The organism is Paenibacillus sp. FSL R5-0810 (genome assembly GCF_038002285.1).
Lineage (GTDB): Bacteria > Bacillota > Bacilli > Paenibacillales > Paenibacillaceae > Paenibacillus_AQ > Paenibacillus_AQ lactis.
Genome location: NZ_JBBOCF010000001.1, coordinates 3,661,391 through 3,681,580 on the forward strand (window position 1 = coordinate 3,661,391; position 20,190 = coordinate 3,681,580).

Annotated in this window: 14 protein-coding genes; 5 read left to right on the top strand and 9 right to left on the bottom strand. The window is 49.5% G+C overall.

The features are described from left to right. Positions 1-332: 332 nt before the first annotated feature. Positions 333-968 carry a GDSL-type esterase/lipase family protein gene (locus MKX76_RS16520; protein WP_028407034.1) on the bottom strand — a complete coding sequence of 212 codons (636 nt, stop codon included), beginning with the start codon at positions 966-968 and terminating at the stop codon, positions 333-335. 679 nt (positions 969-1,647) lie between these two features. Beyond that, entirely contained in the window at positions 1,648-3,390 is a 1,743-nt protein-coding gene (locus tag MKX76_RS16525) for an ABC transporter ATP-binding protein (RefSeq protein WP_028407035.1), read from the bottom strand. Between the two features lie 134 nt (positions 3,391-3,524). On the opposite strand from MKX76_RS16525, the gene MKX76_RS16530 reads away from it, so the two are divergent. The 3 genes from MKX76_RS16530 to MKX76_RS16540 all read left to right on the top strand — a co-directional run bounded on the left by MKX76_RS16530 (position 3,525) and on the right by MKX76_RS16540 (position 8,387). Beyond that, positions 3,525-4,967: an ABC transporter permease subunit gene (locus MKX76_RS16530; protein WP_028407036.1), complete on the top strand. Its 1,443-nt coding sequence runs from the start codon at positions 3,525-3,527 to the stop codon at positions 4,965-4,967. 13 nt (positions 4,968-4,980) lie between these two features. Next, positions 4,981-6,489: an ABC transporter permease gene (locus MKX76_RS16535; RefSeq protein ID WP_340901355.1), complete on the top strand. Its 1,509-nt coding sequence runs from the start codon at positions 4,981-4,983 to the stop codon at positions 6,487-6,489. A 74-nt stretch (positions 6,490-6,563) separates the two neighbouring features. After that, on the top strand, positions 6,564-8,387 hold the full coding sequence (locus tag MKX76_RS16540) for an ABC transporter substrate-binding protein (protein ID WP_028407038.1): 1,824 nt from the start codon (positions 6,564-6,566) through the stop codon (positions 8,385-8,387). A gap of 1,879 nt (positions 8,388-10,266) precedes the next feature. Here MKX76_RS16540 and MKX76_RS16545 read toward each other — a convergent pair. The 5 genes from MKX76_RS16545 to MKX76_RS16565 all read right to left on the bottom strand — a co-directional run bounded on the left by MKX76_RS16545 (position 10,267) and on the right by MKX76_RS16565 (position 14,703). After that, entirely contained in the window at positions 10,267-10,692 is a 426-nt protein-coding gene (locus tag MKX76_RS16545) for a DoxX family protein (RefSeq protein WP_007131568.1), read from the bottom strand. Further along, positions 10,689-11,174 carry a hypothetical protein gene (locus tag MKX76_RS16550; RefSeq protein WP_007131567.1) on the bottom strand — a complete coding sequence of 162 codons (486 nt, stop codon included), beginning with the start codon at positions 11,172-11,174 and terminating at the stop codon, positions 10,689-10,691. Before MKX76_RS16550 ends, MKX76_RS16545 begins: the two co-directional genes overlap by 4 nt. A 262-nt stretch (positions 11,175-11,436) precedes the next feature. Further along, complete coding sequence (locus MKX76_RS16555; protein ID WP_040739768.1) at positions 11,437-11,916, bottom strand: GyrI-like domain-containing protein; 480 nt, start codon at positions 11,914-11,916, stop codon at positions 11,437-11,439. Between the two features lie 219 nt (positions 11,917-12,135). Further along, the gene (locus MKX76_RS16560) at positions 12,136-13,614 is read right to left on the bottom strand and encodes an Lsa family ABC-F type ribosomal protection protein (RefSeq protein WP_007131565.1); all 1,479 of its coding nucleotides are present in this window, start codon (positions 13,612-13,614) and stop codon (positions 12,136-12,138) included. A gap of 531 nt (positions 13,615-14,145) precedes the next feature. After that, positions 14,146-14,703 carry a protein-tyrosine phosphatase family protein gene (locus MKX76_RS16565; RefSeq protein ID WP_007131564.1) on the bottom strand — a complete coding sequence of 186 codons (558 nt, stop codon included), beginning with the start codon at positions 14,701-14,703 and terminating at the stop codon, positions 14,146-14,148. 333 nt (positions 14,704-15,036) lie between these two features. Between MKX76_RS16565 and MKX76_RS16570 the strand changes: the two genes are divergently transcribed. Both MKX76_RS16570 and MKX76_RS16575 read left to right on the top strand, forming a co-directional pair. Continuing rightward, the gene (locus MKX76_RS16570; RefSeq protein ID WP_007131563.1) at positions 15,037-15,594 is read left to right on the top strand and encodes a matrixin family metalloprotease; all 558 of its coding nucleotides are present in this window, start codon (positions 15,037-15,039) and stop codon (positions 15,592-15,594) included. A 23-nt stretch (positions 15,595-15,617) separates the two neighbouring features. Next, positions 15,618-16,202, top strand: coding sequence for a hypothetical protein (locus tag MKX76_RS16575; RefSeq protein WP_007131562.1), 585 nt, complete (start codon positions 15,618-15,620; stop codon positions 16,200-16,202). A 220-nt stretch (positions 16,203-16,422) separates the two neighbouring features. Here MKX76_RS16575 and MKX76_RS16580 read toward each other — a convergent pair whose 3' ends face one another. Both MKX76_RS16580 and MKX76_RS16585 read right to left on the bottom strand, forming a co-directional pair. Next, on the bottom strand, positions 16,423-18,984 hold the full coding sequence (locus MKX76_RS16580) for a beta-mannosidase (RefSeq protein WP_007131561.1): 2,562 nt from the start codon (positions 18,982-18,984) through the stop codon (positions 16,423-16,425). A 185-nt stretch (positions 18,985-19,169) separates the two neighbouring features. Beyond that, positions 19,170-20,186 (bottom strand): glycosyl hydrolase, encoded by a 1,017-nt coding sequence (locus MKX76_RS16585; RefSeq protein ID WP_007131560.1) that lies wholly within the window; start codon positions 20,184-20,186, stop codon positions 19,170-19,172. Between the last annotated feature and the right edge of the window lie 4 nt (positions 20,187-20,190).

Here is a 20,190-nt window from a genome sequence, read left to right on the forward strand (position 1 = left end):
TCCGCTAATTTACCTCCATTCTCCCACCACAGGTACCTAAAAGGGATTTGTTCCGCCTACTTACCGCCTTTCTCCCGCTACAGGTACTTAAAAGGGACTTGTTCCGCCTACTTACCGCCTTTCTCCCGCTACAGGTACTTAAAAGGGACTTGTTCCGTTAAAGTTACCTAATAAGTAGCCAACCAGAAATTCTGGCTTGCCTAAAATACAAAAGGCTGCGGACGATACACAACCGCCCGCAGCCTTGTCACACCCCGAAAGTAAAAGCCAGCGCCAGCCAAATAAGCCGCCCGCCATACTCCCGCACCTCAAAGTTCTACGCTCATTCTAAATTAGCTAAGACGCACACCCATCGTTTCAAGCCACGCCTTCGCGATTAGGCCATGGCCCGCGGGGGAAGGATGTACGCCGTCCGGCGCCCAGAAGGAAGCTTCGCGCCGCACCGCAGCGGCAGCAAACAACCCGTCCAGCGGCACCAGCAGTGCGCCGTATTCAGCAGCCAAGTCCCGCACCGCATGGATCTTCGGATCGAGGTCCTCGCGCCATGCTCTCCGATCCTCCGGATGCGGAAGCACGAACGGCTCGACCATAATGAGCTTCGCGTCCAGGGCCGACTTCGTCCGTTCGATCAGCTTCCGATATCCGTTCTTGAAGTCCTGTGTGCTGGTCGGATCCCCGCTATCATAACGGCGCCAGCAATCATTGATGCCTATGTAAATCGATACCCAATTCGGCTTCAAATCCAGGCAGTCCTCTTCCCAACGCGCATTCAAATCGACCACGCGGTTCCCGCTGATCCCTCTATTCAGAAAAGTCACGTTCATTTCAGGAAAGTTCATGCCAAACCACGAGTCGACGAGCAGCGGATACCCGTTACCCAGACTGTTCGGATTATTGCGGTCACGTCCGCAATCCGTAATGCTGTCTCCTTGGAAAAGTACAATATCTCCTTGCTGCAAACGATTCATTTCATGTTCCTCCTTCATAAGTGCGAAGCTGTTGTACGTACAATGGGAAATCTAGCAGGCTGTCACAGCCGGTGAGAACGCTTTACGTTTTATATATTTGTCATGCGGTCCGCAAACTCCTCTATTTTATGGCCCTCCTCAGGAGTTTTTTTCCACATCCCCAGCAGCTCTAGACCACCTTCATGTGATACCGAGCAACGATCGACGAAGGCCTTCCGCGGTCGCCGTTAAAGATACAATCTCAATACACCAAATCCCAAAGAATGCAATCAGGCATCACAAGAAATCGAGGGAAAGGCCGCGAAAATGCCACACCGGCGCTTCTCCCGATTACCAAATTCCCCACCAGCCCTAGACAGCCGCACAGCAACGCCGAGCCCTCGTAAGCAACTCTAATATAACGCAGGACAGACTGGCCACGCCGGGGCCCTCCTTAACCGCTTATTTAAGAGATTCACTTAACCGTTTATTCAAGAAATTCATCGGAGAAGCCTGCTCAATGAGCAGCTGCAGCACTTCATTATTAGTATTAAAAGATACGTAGCGTATATCAAAAAAGCCTCTCCCAGCAAAACCCGCCGGAAGAGGCTGTTCACGATTTATATGTTCACAAAATGCTGTTCACAAAAGCTGTTCACAAGAGCAATGCGCTCGAATGCCTCAGGAAACCCGCAAACCGTCAAGCCCCGGTCGGCATAGCCACCCAGTGGCCTTCCGAAACCTCCACCAGCTCCGAATGCTCCAGATTGTACTTATCCTCGCCGGTCCGCTCTTCGAGCATTACCCGCTTTTTCTTCGATTCGATCTTCGGATCAGGCACCGGAATGGCAGCCAGCAGCGACTTCGTATATTCATGCTGCGGGTTGGAGTACAGCTCCTCGCTCTCCGCAAGCTCCACGATTTTCCCCATATACATCACCGCGACGCGGTCGCTGATATGCTTCACCATGGACAGGTCATGGGCAATGAACAGATAGGTCAGGCCCAATCGATGCTGGAGCTCCTCCAGCAGCTTCACGATCTGGGATTGAATCGACACATCCAGCGCCGACAAGGGCTCGTCGCAGACGATGAATTTCGGCTCTACCGCCAGCGCCCGGGCAATGCCGATCCGCTGACGCTGCCCGCCGGAAAACTCATGCGGATACCGCGTCGCGAACGAAGGATCCAGACCAACCATATCGAGCAGCTCCTCGACCCGCTTCTTGCGTTCCTGCTTGCTGCCGCTCAGCTTGTGGACATCCAGCGCTTCACCGATAATATCGAGAACCTTAAGCCGTGGGTTCAGCGACGCATACGGATCCTGGAAGATCATCTGCATATGGCGCCGCATCGCCTTCATCTCCGAAGCCGACAGCCGGTTCACCGACATGCCCTGATACAGCACCTCGCCACCCGTCGGCTGATGAAGACGCAGGATGGCTCGTCCCGTCGTCGATTTGCCGCTGCCGGACTCCCCGACAACGCCGAGCGTTTCACCCGCCTGGATATGGAAGCTGATATCGTTCACGGCCTTTAAAACCTTGCCTTTTCCCATGTCAAAATACTGCTTCAGCGACTTCACCTCAAGCAGCGGTCCCTTGTAATCCGTACCGGGAACGATCAGAGGGGCCGGCTTCGGCTTCTTCTTCTCGTCCAGTCGAGGCAGCGCGTTGAGCAGCTTCAGGGTGTAGGGATGCTGAGGATTCTCGAAAATCTCCTCCGTCGTTCCCGTCTCGACAATAACGCCGTCCTTCATGACAACCACGCGGTCGCACATCCCGGCAACGACGCCGAGATCATGTGTAATTAAAATAATCGAGGAGCCGAAACGCTCCTGCATATTTTTCATCAAATTCAGGATCTGCGCCTGAATGGTTACATCGAGCGCCGTTGTCGGCTCATCGGCGATCAGCAGCGCCGGATGGCACGCCAGGGCGATGGCGATCATGACCCGCTGGCGCATGCCGCCGGAAAATTCGTGCGGGTACTGATTATACCGGGCTTCGCTGTTCGGGATGCCAACGAGCTTCAGCATCTCCAGCGCTTGCTGCTTCGCTTCCTGCTTGGACAGCTTCAGATGCTTCACCAAGCCTTCGGAGATTTGCTCGCCGATTCGAATGGTCGGATTGAGCGAGGTCATCGGATCCTGAAAAATCATGCCGATATCGCGCCCGCGGATACTCTCCATTTCCTTCTCCGTCTTCTCTGCCAGGTTTTGGCCGAGAAACAGGATTTCCCCATCCTTCATATAAGAAGGCGGGGATGGCAGAAGACGCATGATCGAGCGAGCGGTCACGCTTTTGCCGCTTCCGGACTCCCCAACGATGCCGAGCGTCTCTCCTTTACGCACCTCGAAGCTGACGCCGCGCACCGCATGGAATTCGGTATCCCGGGATTGAAAGGCGACGCTCAAATTTTTAACCTGTAAGATCGGTTCCAACTTCCTCACCTGCCATATGCATTATGTCATCGCGTAAGACGCTAATAATCTATTGACTTTTAATATATCTCAAAATAAAATATACTATATCGCTCGGAATAATGCAATTTAGAAACAAGGAGGAAAGACACCTTATGGGGGGGACGGAAGCAGCTAGAAGAGGCGGACTCATAGGTTCGATAAGCACCACTTATCATAAGATCCTTCTGAATCCTTCTTATAAATACTTACTATTATTATTGGGAGCACCCGTTAATCTCGTGGTCTTCCTCTTTTATTTGGTTCAGCGAAGGAAGGACGACTATACAGCCGCTGAGAACCGCATTCGCAGCGCGATGCTTGCATCCGGGTATTTGGAAGCCCTCCAGGGCGAGATTGCCCAGCAGCAGAAGCGCAAGCATGAGTTCTTCAACCAGAAGATCAGCGAGCAGCAGCTCCAGCAGGAAGTTGAACGAATCGCACAGGCCCGGTTTAAGGAGGAGCTCCGTGACCGGACGACCAAGGAGCTTCTATTAAATAATAAGAAGCGTTTGACCATGGCCGATACGTTCGACCGACTGATCGCCAATCCGTTATTCTTCATTATATCACTGATCCCGGGTCTGCTGATGTATATTCTTATATTTTTATATCGCAGTCCCTATCTGAAATATATTGTGGAACGGCTTGCGATGACGATTCTCGTCATCTTCGGGGTAGCGGTTCTCGTATTTACCATCCTGTACTTGTCGCCGTTCAATCCTGCAGCCAATATTTTAGGAGAGACGGCAACGCCGGAGCAGATCGCGGCCTTCAATAAAATGCACGGTCTCGATCAAGGCTATCTGACGCAGCTGTGGAACAACATCAAGGGCATTGCCTACTTCGATCTTGGCAAATCGTTCTCGGGCAACGAGGATATTACGAACAGCATCGCCCGAAAATTCCCGATCACGCTGACGCTGACCGTCATCTCGCTCATTATTGCGATTGCGATCGCGCTGCCGATCGGCATTATTTCGGCAACCAGACCGAACTCGTTCTTCGATTATACGTTCATGTTCGTTGCGCTGATCGGATTGTCTATCCCGAACTTTTGGCAAGGATTAATCCTTATCCTGAATTTCTCGATTAAGCTGCAGTGGCTGCCGGCAACCTTCAACCCGGAGAATTGGCTGTCCATCGTGATGCCGGTTATTGTGCTCGGTACGGGACTTACCGCTTCCGTAGCCAGAATGACGCGCTCCTCGACGCTTGAGGTCATCCATGAAGATTATATGATCACGGCCAGAGCGAAGGGGCTCGGAAAACAGACGATTCTCATGAAGCATGCGGTCCGCAATGCCATTATTCCGATCATCACCGTCATTGGTCTCCAGTTCGGGGGCATGATGGGCGGCTCGGCCGTTACGGAAAAGGTATTCAACATTAGCGGTATCGGGAGCTACATCGTGGACAAGCAATTCATCCCTGATATACCGGCCATTATGGGCGGCGTCGTTTATACCGCCATCACCATATCGCTGGTGAACGTCATTATCGATATCTTGTACGCGTTCTTCGATCCACGGATCCGATCCAAGATGAAACAATACTAAAGCAGGTGTACTCATGATCAAGAAGCTACAATCTAAGCAAGGCACTGCACACCAGCTGAAATCATCACCGGAGTACCGTCAAGCCAGCTTCACATGGGTTATATCATTGACTCTGTCCGTGATCCTGCTGCTGAACAGCTTTGATTTCGCTGGAGGCGCCTTGAAGCCTTGGGTATTTACCGCCTTTGCTGCGTATGCCCTATTTACGATCGTTCAGATGATTATTACGCTCCTGATCCGGCGGGACCTTCTTCGGACCGGGGACATCAGGCGATCAACCCGATTGCTCGGATACATCCAGCTGCTAAGCATCATAACCGGGAATCTGTTTACCGTTACGTTCGGTTTTAACCTCGTCAAACAGCAGAAGCCTCCCGAGTACACCATTGCGGTGTACATGCTGCTAACCCAGCTCTATGTCATCGCTATCTCGGCGCTCAATTTGTTCAAGCCTTATGTATCGAACACTTTTCTACCGGCGATGTTCATCCTCGTCGTGGTTGCAATCCTTCAACTGATCGCACTGCTTTTGGTTGCTAAGTTCGTTACGAGCCACTATGCGCATCCGAAGCTTGTGTGGCTCGCGCTGCCGATTATTGTTACAGCGGCAACCGGCAACATTTTTGCACTGGTGCTCGGGATTAACCTGCTGGCAAAAATCCGCAAGAATGGCAATCCGGCGATGACGCGCTGGAGCGACGTATGGATCAAGCTGACTGCCAACTCGACGGCGATGGCCGGTTTGTTCTTTGTCATCTTTCTGTTCTGCCTGTCGGTATGCAGCGTATTCACCTTTGATTACAGCATCGCGATCGACAACAATTACAGCGCGATCCTGCTGCCGCCTAGTCTGGAGTATCCGTTCGGCACCGACAATTTCGGGCGGGACTTATTCTCCCGGATCGTGTTCGGCGCCCGAATCTCGCTGATCGTCGGATTCGCATCCACCCTCATCCCGGTGATTATCGGCGGGATCCTTGGAGCCATATCCGGCTATTACGGCCGTCAGACGGACAACATCATCATGCGGCTTCTTGACGTGCTGTATGCGATACCGGGCATCCTGCTCGCCATCGCGATCATCGCGGCATTCGGCGCGAATACGGTCAACCTTATTCTTGCGCTTAGCGTAGGGGCCATCCCGACCTATGCCCGAACGATGCGGGCGAATGTCATGCTGGTCTCCACGTATGAATACGTGGATGCGGCCAGAGCCTTCGGCTCCAGCAATTTTTCGATAATTTTCAAGCATATCGTTCCGAACTCCCTTGCGCCTATGATCGTCAAATCGACGTTGACCATCGGTGCGGCGGTCATCTCGACAAGCAGTTTGAGTTACCTGGGCCTTGGGGTAGAGCCTCATATTCCGGAATGGGGAAATATCCTCAAAATCGGAAGCACGTATCTGGAGACCAACTCCTACCTGGCGATTTATCCGGGTCTTGCCATCATTGCCCTCGTGCTGTCCTTCAACTTCTTGGGGGACGGACTGCGGGATGCGCTCGATCCGAAGCTGGACTAGCCTGACGGCCTTAGCAGTACCCAATTAACGGTTTCAAACAAATTTATATATATATCACTCAGGAGGGAATCACCATGAAAAAGAGTTCCTTGCTGTTGCTGTTCCTCTCGCTCGTCATCGTACTGGCAGGATGCAACGTAAAAACCAAAGAGGACGCACAGCAGCAAAACCAACAAGAACCAGCGGATTCGTCCACGGACGCTTCGGCGGTGACGATTGAGCTGCTCGGTATGAGCTCTAACGAATCCGATGTCAATATCATCCGTGACCAGCTGACCAAAAACGGCTTCAACGTGAAGCTGAATCTTCAGCCTGATTACGGCAGCTTCAAAGCCCAGCAGGATGCCGGCAACTACGATATCGCGCTGTCCAGCTGGACGACGGTTACCGGTAACCCGGACTATGCCGTTCGTTCCTTGTTCAAAACCGGCGGCGACTACAGCATTATGTCCGATGAAGAAGTGGACAAGCTGATTGACGAAGCCGCTACCCAAACGCCGGAAGAGGCTGTTGCCACTTATAAAAAACTCGAGGATCGCCTCGTGACGGAAAAAGCCTATATCGCGCCGCTTTACATCTCTCTGAAGAGCCAGGCGTTCAACAAGGACGTTCTTGACGAGAACTCCGTCCGTCTGTCGAAATCCCGCTCCCTGCCATGGGAAGCCGTTGATTTCAAAGACCAGTCGAAGCGCGCAACGCAGCCGCTTATTTTGTCCCAATCGATTTCCGAATTGACTTCCCTTGACCCGATCAAAGGAAACGACGGTTCCATCAATATCATCAACACCAACATGAACGTCCGTCTGATCAACCTGACCGATGACGACAAAATCACGTCCGAAGGCTCTCTGTCTTATAACCATGCCATTGCGGAAGGCAACTCGGAGTACTATTTCATTCTTCGCGACGATATCAACTTCGCCAAAATCACGGATAAAAAAGCCGTTGACTCCGGCGAGCGCGTTGGCGCAGACGATGTCATCTTCTCGATGAACCGTGCGAAGGACAAAAACTCCGTGCCGGATCACCGTACCTACACCCTTCACGAGCACATCAATACCGTTGAAGCGGTCACGGATCTGAGCGTACTGGAGAACACGAAAGTGTCCGGTGGCGGCGAAAGCGTGAAAGAAGCGCTGGAGAAAGGCCTCGACACCAAAATCACTTCCCTGGTCAGCGACAAAAACCAGGCCAGCACCAAGGACGGCAAATATCAGGTCATCAAATTGACGACCACTGAGCCGTTCCCGCAAGTTCTGAACTACCTGGCTCACCAATCCGCAGGGATCGTGTCGAAGAAACAAGTTGAATCCATCAACACCTATGACGTCGAGAAATTCGATGTGAACAAAGACATCCCTTACGGTGACCAAAACACGGTAACGGAAGGCGACAAATACAACAATACGCTGTTTGCAAGCGGTCCTTACATCTTGTCCTACAAGAACGATTACGAGGCCATCTTCTACAAAAACCCTGGTTACATGAAGGGTACGGAGCATGAGCCGAAAATCGAGCAAGTGAAAGTGCGCTTCATCAAGGACGCCGACAGCACGCTCTCCGCGCTGCGCAGCGGCGAGATTCACCTCTACTACGGCGTGCCTGAAACGAAGTACGACGTTGTGAAGGGCGACAGCAAGCTGAAGCTGCAAACCATTGAGAGCAACGCGGTATCTTACCTGCTCTTCAATACGAAGAATCGCGATGTGGCAAGCAGCGAAGATCTGAGAAGAGCGGTGCTCTACTCGATCAACCAGGATGAAATTCTTGCGTACTACAACAATAACAAAATCAAAGCCTACTCCACCGTGAGCCCGATCGTCAAAACCGGCAACGAGCTCGTAGCGGATCCGGCGAAGGTGAAGGAATACTTGGCTGCTTATAAGGCGAGCAAGTAATTTTAAAGTGGGAAGGACGACACTAGCTGTTGCTGGTGTCGTCTTTTTTGTGCCGGGGTTAGGAGAACGGGCCTTGTAGCATCGCTACGGTTCGGCATCGCTTTGCATGCGGTTGCCTCCAACATAAATAAGCATCGCTCCGCTTCCGGATGTTTCTGCAAGTATTACACCGCTCCGCATGCGGATGTTCCCTCCGATCCCTCTTGTCTCCAGATTTCCTTGAACTAGTTATAGCCATCGTAGAAATCCGGAGACAAAGGCGAACGCTGACGCTTCTACTGGAACATTCCGCCTGCTCCGCTGACGCTTCTCCTGCAACTTTCCGCCTGCTGCGCCGAGGCTATTCAGGGATCCCGAGAGAGCACTGCTGCGTTGCTCTGCCCGCAGAAGGTGCTAATCCCTTTCCCCACTTCCAGCAATGGATCGTAAGAACGCAAAGGCTACTCTCGCCCTTACTACAGGTGGGAGGAATGGAATAATCGTTGAGAAGTTAGTTGTCTCAATAATAAAACCAGCTTGGCTCGCCTGCGGATGTTTCTCCAAGTATTGCATCGCTGCGTATGCGGATGTTGCTCCCAGTACTGCATCGCTCCGCATGCGGATGTTCCCTCCGATCCCTCTTGTCTCCAGATTTCTTTGAACTTGCAATAGCTATTGTAGAAATCTGGAGACAAAGGCGACCGCTGACGCTTCTCCTGGAACATTCCGCCTGCTCCGCTGAAGCTTCTCCTGCAACTTTCCGCCTGCTGCGCTTAGGCTATCCAGGGATCCCGAGAGCACTGCTGCGTTGCTCTGCCCGCAGAAGGTGCTAATCCCTTTCCCCACTTCCAGCAATGGATCGTAAGAACGCAAAGGCTACTCTCCCCCTTCCTATAGGGGAAGAGGAATAAAATCGTTGAGAAGTTAGTCATCTCAATACTAGTAGACCCTTTTTTCAGGAAGGATGTTTGTGGGACCTTCTCCATGTGTAAATACAGGTTAGCCTCGCATATAGCGAGACGACTCTGTCAGAAGATAGCCGGCTCCATGGTAGCTCATTTCCATGAGGGCTGTTCCATTGGAGTTTGCTCAAATGCTCTGTAAATACTGCACTGATTCCTTCCCTAGCTCTCGATAAAAGTGCGAGAGTAGGCAATATTGTGGAGGCATCAGCTCGGCCAGTCTCTTTTTATTAATACCTGCCAAGGAGAATCCCCTATGAAAAAATCAACCCTGATCGTAATCTGCATCATTATTGCATTGTACCTGCTGAGTATAATCAGTTACTTCTTCGTAGAATCATATTGACCCTGAAGCATGGAGCTTCACAAACGTTGGTTGCAGACAAAAATGCAGCACTAGAAGTCTTTTGCCCTTCCCCTAACCCATCACTTTTTCGACATGAACCGGCAGTCCGACTCGAAGATTGTGATCTTCTTCCTCAATTTCCCGGGTAATGGTATAAAAACAGACCGATTCAAATTTGATATCGCTCTGTTTTTGCACAGGAAAGCAAAACGTTTATACCTTCTTAAAAGACTACTCCAATCCATTAGCACTTAGGCTATTACTGAAGACAACTTGAAAGTGGCCACTCGAACATTGATGGCCTAACCTTTGACGTCCTTAGCGAACAGGTCCAAGACCCATGACGGAAAGTTAGTCTCCGACTAGGAGATGTCCGTTACCGGATTAAATGAATATACCTACCCGCTGGCTAATGAGTTCGATCAAAAACTTGGCTGCTTAAACCCATAAAAGCCGCAGTTATGCGGCTCTGCTGTCATATCTTATTGTCGTAGTTTTGTTCTGATATCCCCCCCTTCACCAATAGATTTTCTTGGATTTAAAAATCTATTGGTGATACGAAGGGGAAGCCGTCCGTGATATTTACCATCCTTTAAGATAAGCGGCTCTTCGATGGCTGCAGCGCCCACGAGCAGATATTTAATGCAGCATAGGCAAGGGGGAGGATAAAATTAAACCCGTAATCCCCATAGTCGTTGGCAAATGCATGCGATAATGCCGCACCCGTCATTAAAAAGAAGATACCGGCATGAGCCCATTCTTTAAGTCGCGGTAAACCTGGCACGACGAGCGCAATCGCTCCAAGCACTTTCCAAATCCCGAGAATGGTCATTACGTATAATGGGTACCCCAGCTTCGTCACTAATTCGACATTTCCTCCTAATTGCATCAGCTGGCCGATACCACTTAACGTAATAGCTGCTGCGAGTAGGATGGTGACCGACCAATAAGCAACCTTCCTTCCACGGGGTTGGGTATTACCTTTCATTGTTGTTTCCGCACTGATCAGCTTACTCATTTCGATTCCTCCTCATAGCTATATTCTCTCTTGATTACAAAAAACGAGCCACGAATCGTACCAGCTAATTTTGATTTTTGCCTTGCAAATTTAAACTTCCCTTCCAGCTCCTCGGGTACCTCCATCCCCTCAGAAAGCTTAAAACCAACGGCACGCTTCTTAGGATCATCAACCGTATACATGACATTGAGCGCAAGCCCATCCTCATAAAAAACATAGGTAAATTGGATATTTTCCACTTGGAACCGCGATGTTTCCAATGGTTTGGCCGCAATCTCTATATCACGTTCCTTTTTCAAAATGCGGTTCACGTAATCCAGGGCCTCTTGGCTCTCGCTGGCGGGTACAACCGTAAATTCATGCTTATATTTGTTCATAAAATAACGGGCTTCATTGGCTCGTAAACCAGCGAGTGCTTCGGCTACGGGTGAAGATTCTAAACCGGCGGTGGATACATTTTTGAAATCAACGATATGGGACATGTTCATCTCTCCTCAAAGTTTTGTGAGTGTTACTACTTCGAACTACTTCGAGCAAAACTCGCATCGAAAGCGTAGACTTAGTTTTGTGTGAGGTACTTCTTGAATCGACTTCGAGCAAAACTCGCATCGAAAGCGTAAACTTAGTTTTGTGAGCGTTACTACTTCGAACTACTTCGAGCAAAACTCGCATCGAAAGCGTAGACTTAGTTTTGTGTGAGGCACTTCTTTGAACCGACTTCGAGCAAAACTCGCATCGAAAGCATTACTTCCTAACAACAGGAATCCACATTTCACCAAATACCAATCCGTTTCGCTCCCCCATCTCAACCGTGGCGTTCGGTCCGCCAACATAGGCGATATCCTTTGCCTCCGGCAAGACTTGCCCGAAAGCAATGCCAGTTAGCATATGATTCAACTCATCTGCCGTCTTCCCTTCCCCTTTTACAACGAGATATTCCCCTTTAGGAAATTGAATGACCCGGGTTGCTTCGGGTAGAGCTTCATCGGTCATGACGCCAGCATAATACATCATCTTGTTATTCACCGCTTCGTTCACGGCAAACAAGTATTCATTCGCGGCTGCCGCCTTTAATGCATCCAGCCTTCCGTCCTGCTGTACTTCCTCCCAGAAATCTGCCTTTTCCTTGTTGATACCGGCATAATCCGTATAATCGCTTTGAAGCTCGGTTCCGATCCCTACTACGATAAAGCTGTCCTTTTCCGCAATACTGTAGTTTGCCATTTTTAATCCCTTCCTTTTCTTTAGCTTCGCTTGAATTGTCTTATCGCTTTTGTTGACTTTATAATAACTTTTAATCATGTCAAAAAGTGATACTGTTTAGGGGGCCGATGGAAAAAGTTGTGGGTGGAATGATTCCCCCGCCTGGAACATTGAAAAACGAAAAAGGACATTACATAGTTGTCGCTAAACATGTAATGTCCTTCCATTCTTCGTATTCAACTACACAGATATCATTTTGGTTGCAACTGATTGTTGAAATGCCTGATCATGCTCCACCATAATCATGGTGGGATTAAATTGTTGAATTAGTTCTTCAAGCTGCATGCGCGAATACAGATCAATAAAATTTAACGGTTCATCCCAAATGTAGACATGAGCCCGTTCACACAAACTTTTGGCTATAAGAAGCTTTTTCTTCTGCCCGCCGGAATAATGGGAGATATCCTTCTCAAATTGGATTCGGTCAAAGTCCATCTTGCGTAAGATGGATTTAAACAAGGATTCATCAATCTCATGTTCTTCTATAAAGTCCGATAACTGCCCCTTTAGATGAGAAGTATCCTGTTCGACATAGGAAATGATAAGTCCAGACCCCCGTTTGATTGAGCCTGTATGCTGTATCTCATTCCCCAATATTAGTTTGAGGATACTGCTTTTGCCGCTTCCATTCTTTCCATCAAGTATGATGCGATCACCTTGTTCAACCGTGAAGCTAACGGGTTTATTGACGATTTGATCATCGTACATCACTGACAAGTCAGCCAAAACGATCAATTCTTTTGACTGAAATTCCAATGGTTCTAATTTTAACGGCTCGGTTTTCTCCACATTTTTTAGCAGCTTGGACTTTTCCTCAATCGCCTTTTGCTGCCTTGACTCAATGCTCTTTGCCCTCTTCATCATCTTCGCCGCTTTATGGCCTACAAAACCCTTGTCGAGTTTAGAACCCGAATTCGTTGTCCCGTTTTTGGAGGCTTCCACTTGGTTAGACCAATTTGCTGAACGCTTCGAAGACTCCTTTAACCGCCCGATGTCCTTTTGCAGACGCTGATTGATTACCTCTTCGTGTTCCTGCTGCCTATCAAAATTTAACTTCCATGAAGAATAGTTGCCGCTTTGAACCTCGATATTCGCTCGATTGATCGACAAGATGTGGTCAACGCATCCGTCTAAGAAGCTTCGATCGTGCGAGATTAGAATAAACCCTTTTTTCTTCCTTAAATAATCAGAGACAACCTTTCGTCCATCGGTGTCTAAATGATTCGTTGGCTCATCAATCAATAAAAATTGGCCTTCATTCAAAAATAGTCCCGCCAGCAATACCTTGGTTTGTTCTCCATTGGATAAGGTTTTGAACGGTCGGTACATGACCTCGGCATCCACTTTCAGATAGGATATTTCACGAAGAAACTCCCAATCCTCTGCTTGGGGACAAATTTCTTCAAGAACTTCATAAGTTAACTTGTTAGGATCCGAAACGGGATAAGGAAAATAATTAAATTCGACCGAAGAAAGGATGTTCCCGCTATACTCATACTTCCCTAATAACAGCTGAAAGAACGTTGTTTTGCCCCGCCCATTTCTTCCAATAAAGCCAAGCTTCCAATTGGTATCGATTTGAAAGTTTACCCCTTCGAAAATATGGTCAAAGCTGCCTGGATAAGAAAACGTTAAGTCTTGAACTTTTATCATTGACATGAAAAATTCCTCCTTTGTATATCGCACTTCTTTCTGTATACAAAGTCGGTAAATCCATCTATTTTCATACTCCGCATAAGTTTGATGGATATTAACGACTTATACGGAGTATTACATGCGTAACGATCGTGTCTGAACTACTCATTTCTCTCTCCCCTTTATATTTAGATTTTAAAACATCACAGCTTACCCTATGAGAGAATAAAAAATCCTCCCAAATGGATATGGAAGGATTAGCCGTTAATTTTCATAAATAAGTTTGTAGTTTGCCATTAAATTCATGACATGTACACTGATTTATAGAAATGGATAGACTAACCCTATATTTTGTATTTGGAAGTTATTCAACTCAAATAAAAATATAGATTAGTTAACCATTGTCCATCCATCAGTCCTCTCATCATTATGTTCTTATATTAACAATTATTTTTGAGGAATACAATCATCCTTTCCCCTCAATAAATGTATGGTTGTCGCCTTACATCTTTTCAACGATTGTATGGTGATGTTTTTTAGTTTCGTTTACCCTCGTTAAGAAAAGGAATCCCTGCATCGATCAAGCAGCTCATCCAATCTTTTGTCTCTTGATTCACGTGCATTTCTGCCTTGTCTTTTTACTGCCGTAATCGCCTCCTCATTGGACATTCCTCGACAGCTTACGAGCCAGGCAGCAAGAACATGACCTGTCCGGCCTACTCCACCTGAGCAGTGAACGACCGTTTTCAGTTGCAGCTGCTCTGACTCCGCCAAAAATGGTAAAATACGATAAATAAGTTGGTCCTCTTCTACCAGCTGGAAATCTTCAACGGGAACCCAAAGCACGTTATCTTTACCAAACTCCTGGTGGTAACTTCGAAGCAGATCCTCATAAGCGGCTAATTGACGTGGGGGTAATAAACAAATGACGCGTATTATGCCTTGTGTCCGCATAAATGCAATCCACCTTTGCAATAGCACGGAGGAAACACGAGCAAAAGGAAATCCAGGGCGGCGCGCTCCAAAAACGAAATGTTCCCCTTCATAAGCAGCGGTGAACCCATGTTTAGGATTACTTATCCACTCCGCAAGCTTCATCATGAATTTATTCATATGAACGCCATCTCCTTTTTTTGTTCTAGAAGGCGGACAGTCATATATCATATTCGAGCTCTAAGACAAAGACCCCTTTTCGGGGTCTTTGTCATTTTGATGTTCAGAACACATGCATTTACCTGATCCCAATGCTTCTATGAGCATCTCCTGGCTCAGGTCCATTGGTTTTTTCCCATTTTTTAGAGAAATATTACCGTAACCTTTTCCAAAGAAAGCGTTTTGTATTATACAGGGAAATAGCATAACCCAGAAACATTTGGTTCTGCTGTTTTCATTAAGCGGATTCTTCAGTGATAATCCGCAAAAATTAAACAGATGGGAGGAAATCCGGTGAATACTAAATCAAAAGTAATGCACGCCTTAGTTTTCCTAATCGTTCTATCTTTTACGTTAGGTTCTTATGCTTTTGCTTACAACAACAAAGACAACATGTGCGGCAAATGGAGTTCTCCCGGAAGCATTAAATATAAATTTATCGGGGACACGCCAAGTGATTACAGAAACATTTTTGCCACTGCTGTCGTTGGGTGGAATGATACACCAACCAAAGTTGGTCTGTCACATGATTATTCTTTACTTACTGCAAATATTTTCGGCATATATAACGAAGAAGGATCGAATATGGGTAGAGCCCATCTATACTGTAAACCTTTTACCTCAGAAGCTAGCAGCGGCGATGCAGGTCTAAACAACTTGTGGTTCTATAATTACTCCGGACCGCTAAACAAAACGAATTTGCAGATTAATACCGCACTGCATGAAATCGGACACTTTATCGGTCTAGGGCACTCTACGGTTTCCCCAACAGTGATGTGGGCAACAGGACTTTATACCGATACTAAACCACTACAAGATGACATTAACGGTGCTAATGCCATGTATCCTTAATCAATGGAAGGGAGGGAATATAATTGGTTAATAGAATAAAGAGTTACGCTCTAACGATTTTGGCGGCTTTTGTAGCTGCTACTCTGGTTTACTTTGTTTATGCACAGGTTAGCGGATCGTCGAATGGAGAAGTAAGAAGAGCCACGGCAAATAACATCGATCTAGCAATTGAAACCTCCCCGGTTGTAGTTATTGGGAAGATTATCGATGATAAGGGAACAACCCGAAACCTTAGACGGGATTCGGTCGATCCGACGAAAGAAGACCAGAACGTCAGTGTTCCAGGAACGGATTATGCTGTTGAGGTAACCAAAGTTTTAAAGGGGGATGTCACACCGAATAGCAAAATTCATGTCGCTGTTCCTGGAGGAAACTACAAAGGAGAATCCACTCCCTTACAGGCTACTTTAACAAAGAATGGTGAGTATATCTTTGCATTAGCTCCTTCACCGTCAGGTCCTTCAAGTTATTACGGTATGATTGAACCATATATTTTTCAATTGAAAAACAATAGGGTTGTCGCAATTACCAATGACGATACTATCAAAGCGGATTTTCAGGAAGTGAACCTGACTGAAGCAGAGCTCACTCAGAAATTCAATAAATAAACTTACACCCACCAATCTCTCCGTCACGGTAATTACCAAAAGAAGTTCTGTATAAAAACAAAACCGCTCCTCTCGCCTATATGGCTGGAGAAGCGGTTATCCCTCACCCTAACTGTTGATCGCTGTCAACTAATATGCACTACGAACGAGGCTGCTAATGAATCATCCGTATAATCCGTGCGAATGAATTTAATTCTGGTAGCGGTAAGAAGGTAGCTGACTATACCGACACGACCGCCGCCGGATCGATGCAGTCCGCCATTGATCGGACCTCGACCTGCCCCGGGCGGCCCGTGACGAACGGCGTTTCGCCGGCAGCATTTCTGCGGTTAAAGGATACCGTCACCGGAATGCCCGGAATCAGGTCGAAGAAGTTGTCGCTGTAGAAGCCTTCCTCCTCCTGGGACAGCCACACATGACGGGCCAGCACGTCACTCTCCAGCACGAACGCGGTACCCCCGCTGCCATCAACCTCGCTTACGCGAATGTTCGGGCGTTGAAGGCGGAGCGCCTTGTCGTTCACGAAGTAATGGGTTTTGCTGTCGAGCACGTCATCCTCCTGAAGCAGCTGCGCCAGCAGCACTACCCGGGACGGGTCATGGCCTTGCAGAAGCCCGTCTTCTGCCGCCCGGAACGCCACAAAGGATGCCTGCGCCTCCGCATCGACCGGATGTTCGGAAGCGTACAGCTCCTTACCGTCAAAATCGAACAGCTGGACGCGCAGCGTTCCGCGAACCGGTTCGTTCACGTCGGAGACGAGATGAACGCGGACCTCCTGTTCCCTGGAATCAACCGACAGGCTGACGTCCCGGAAGCTGCGCTTAGCCACGTACTGCAGCGCCTTCCATCTTCCGAGGTAGTCCATGCCTGCCCAGGAAGCGACCGGCCAGCAGTCGTTCATCTGCCAATACAGGGTACCCATGCAGTACGGTTTGTTGCGGCGATGGGCCTCGATTGCCATTTTCATTGCTTCGCCCTGTTGAATCTGGCTCATATGCAGGAATGCTTCAAAATCCTTCGGCTCATGATAATACTGCTCCATGTAGCTCTTGATGAGCCTGTTGCCCGCCCCATTCTTCTGGTGCGCCAGCATGACCTTCGATTCCAGCTCCATGTCGCCTTCCTCCGCATAAGTGCGGACCGTCTTCGGCTCCGGGAACGACTGGAAGCCGTACTCGCTCATAAAGCGTCCTACATACACGTTGTAATTATCGAACGGTTCAGTGTTATGCCAAACGCCCCAGTAGTGAATGTCACCGCTTGTGGTGGATGGATTGGCATGCTGATCCTTGTCACCGCTCAGCGATACGAGTGGCGATGACGGCCAATATTCCGCGCCGGGCGCATAGCTTGCGACCGCTTCCGGCAAAATCCGGTGGAAAATGGCCTCATAGTCGGCCCAAATCCGCTCGCGCTGCTCATGCGTATAATCCTTCTTCCATCCCCATCCAGCGTTCTCGTCATAGTGGGCCCAAGCAGAGTCAATCTCATTATTGCCGCACCAGAGCACGATGCTCGGATGATTCCGCAGCCGGACGATATTCTCCTCCGCTTCCAGCCGTACGTTTTCCAAAAACGCCTCATCCCCGGGATACATGCTGCAAGCAAACATGAAATCCTGCCATACCATCAAGCCGTACTCATCGCACAGGTCATAGAATACCTTTTCTTCATAAATGCCCCCGCCCCAAATGCGCAGCATATTCATATTGGACTCCGCAGCGGACGCAATCTCGTGACGATAACGCTCAGCGGTCACTTCCGTAATGAAGCTGTCGTTCGGGATATGGTTTGCACCCTTGGCGAAAACCGGCGTGCCGTTCAGCTCAATATAGAACGATGTGCCTCTCTCGTCCTTGTCCCGTACGAGCCGGACGCTGCGCAGTCCGGTTCTCACCCGGTACGACGCTGCAGTGTGCTGATCCCGGACGAGCTCCACTTGAAAATCATACAGATGCGCTTCGCCCAATCCCCGGCACCACCACAGCTTTGGCTCGGCAATGGCCAATTCCAGCTCGACGGTGTTGCTGCCCTCCGCCAATTGGACCTCCTTCTCCCATACCTGTCCGGCTGCCGACACGCGCAGCTTGCCCTGCCACGCCTGCTCGGCCTCAATGGATGCCACAGCCGTCAATTGTGCCGATACGGCCGTAATTTCATCCTGGCGGATGAACACATCATCCAGACGCACCTCCGACCAGGCTTCGATGCGGGCCTCCCGCCAGATTCCGCTCGTGACGAACCGCGGACCCCAATCCCAGCCGTAATGGTACGGCGCCTTCCGCGCAAAGATGCTGACCTTCCGGTCGCCCAGTCCCCCAAGCTCGGACTGATCATTGCTCGCCGGCAGCGGGTATCCCAGCTTCTCCAGCTTCGGCAAATCCTCCTGGATCGGCGAGCGGAACCGGATGCGGATGGCGTTGCCGTCCGCCTTGACGAGTGATTTTACGTCGACGCGCCATGAGCGGAACATATTATCCGCTTCCAGCACCTTCACCCCGTTGAAGTACACATCCGCATATGTATCCAAGCCCTCGAATACCAGCTCAACCTTGGCTTGAGACTGTAGCTGCGGATCGATTTCAACCACCGTTTCGTACTCCCAATCCTTCTTGTCAATCCACTGCAGATCATGCTCATTCGTTCCGTAGAACGGATCCGGGATCTTGCCGTTTCTCAGCAGATCTGTGTGAACGCAGCCCGGCACTTGGGCTGGAAGCCACTCCGTCTCGTCGCTAGCCTTAAAATTCCACTTCGTTAATGTCAGAATGTTTTTATTCATGGTAGTCACCTTGCCCTATTTTTATATTTTGTATGGAACTCATCGTTTAGCATGCGGCATGGCTTCGATCCAGCATCGTTTTCTCCACTCCGAAAAGACATTGCTGCACCATAACACACATAGATTCAAAATCCTTTTTTAGCATTCGATGGGCAGCGCCAAAATCGCCTCCGCCCAATCTTTCCCTAGTCCTTCAAATTCGGAAGCTCATCCAGCGTAACCGTAAAGGGATGCGCATAGGTCTTCACGAGCTGCTCCGCATCCGTATATTCTTCGGAATAGACACGCTCGTCTCCTTCCCCGGTGAAAACAAAACTTCCGTACCAGGTGCAGTTCCATGCCCAAGGGCAGTCATCCGCAAGCATCCGGTCTGGATCGGGGACGACCCCGTTCTCGGTCAACGCGATAATCTTCCTCGCAGCTGTATACGACTCCGCCATGCGGAATCGCTCCGCTTGGGAGCCGTAATCCTGAGCGGGCGGATAAATATCTTCGCCGATGATATCGACGTACGCATCCCCGGGATACCAGTCCTTATGCTGGCCGTTCCATACCCAGATCAGGTTGTTCAGCCCGTGAACATGGGTCATCCGCTCGTACATCAGCTTCCATAAAGCGATGCAGGGCTCCGGCCCTTTCGCTCCCCACCAGAACCATCCGCCCGACGCCTCATGCAGCGGCCTCCACAGCACCGGCACCCCTTCGTCCTGCAGCCGTTTCAGCTGATCGGAGATTGCATCGATATCGCGGATAAGCAGGCGGTATTCCTCCGAGTCCTGATCCGACATCGCCCGCTGAACGTCGAAGGTTGTGGCTTTCGTATAAAACCCGCTCCCCCATGTGCGGTCCGGCGGCAGATCAATCAGATCCTTCGGGGCATTCCAATGCCAGCAGAAGGTGACGATCCCGCCGCGGTTCCACCAATCGATTGCAAGATCGGTGTCGCGGCATTCAGCACCGCGTTCCACCCTGGACGGCGAGTAATTCATGAAGTCGAAGCCGCCAACCGCAGGGTACTTTCCCGTTACCCTGTGAATCATCTCGAATTCAGGCGTCGATACGACGCCGATCTGCTGTCCGGTCAGCATCCGCTTTCCGTAAATGCTGCACAAATAACGCATCAATCGCTTCGCGCCCTCGGAGGCCCTTGGATTAATCAACTCGGGCGCAACCTCGAATCGGGAAGTATTAGCTTTCGCCATTGTC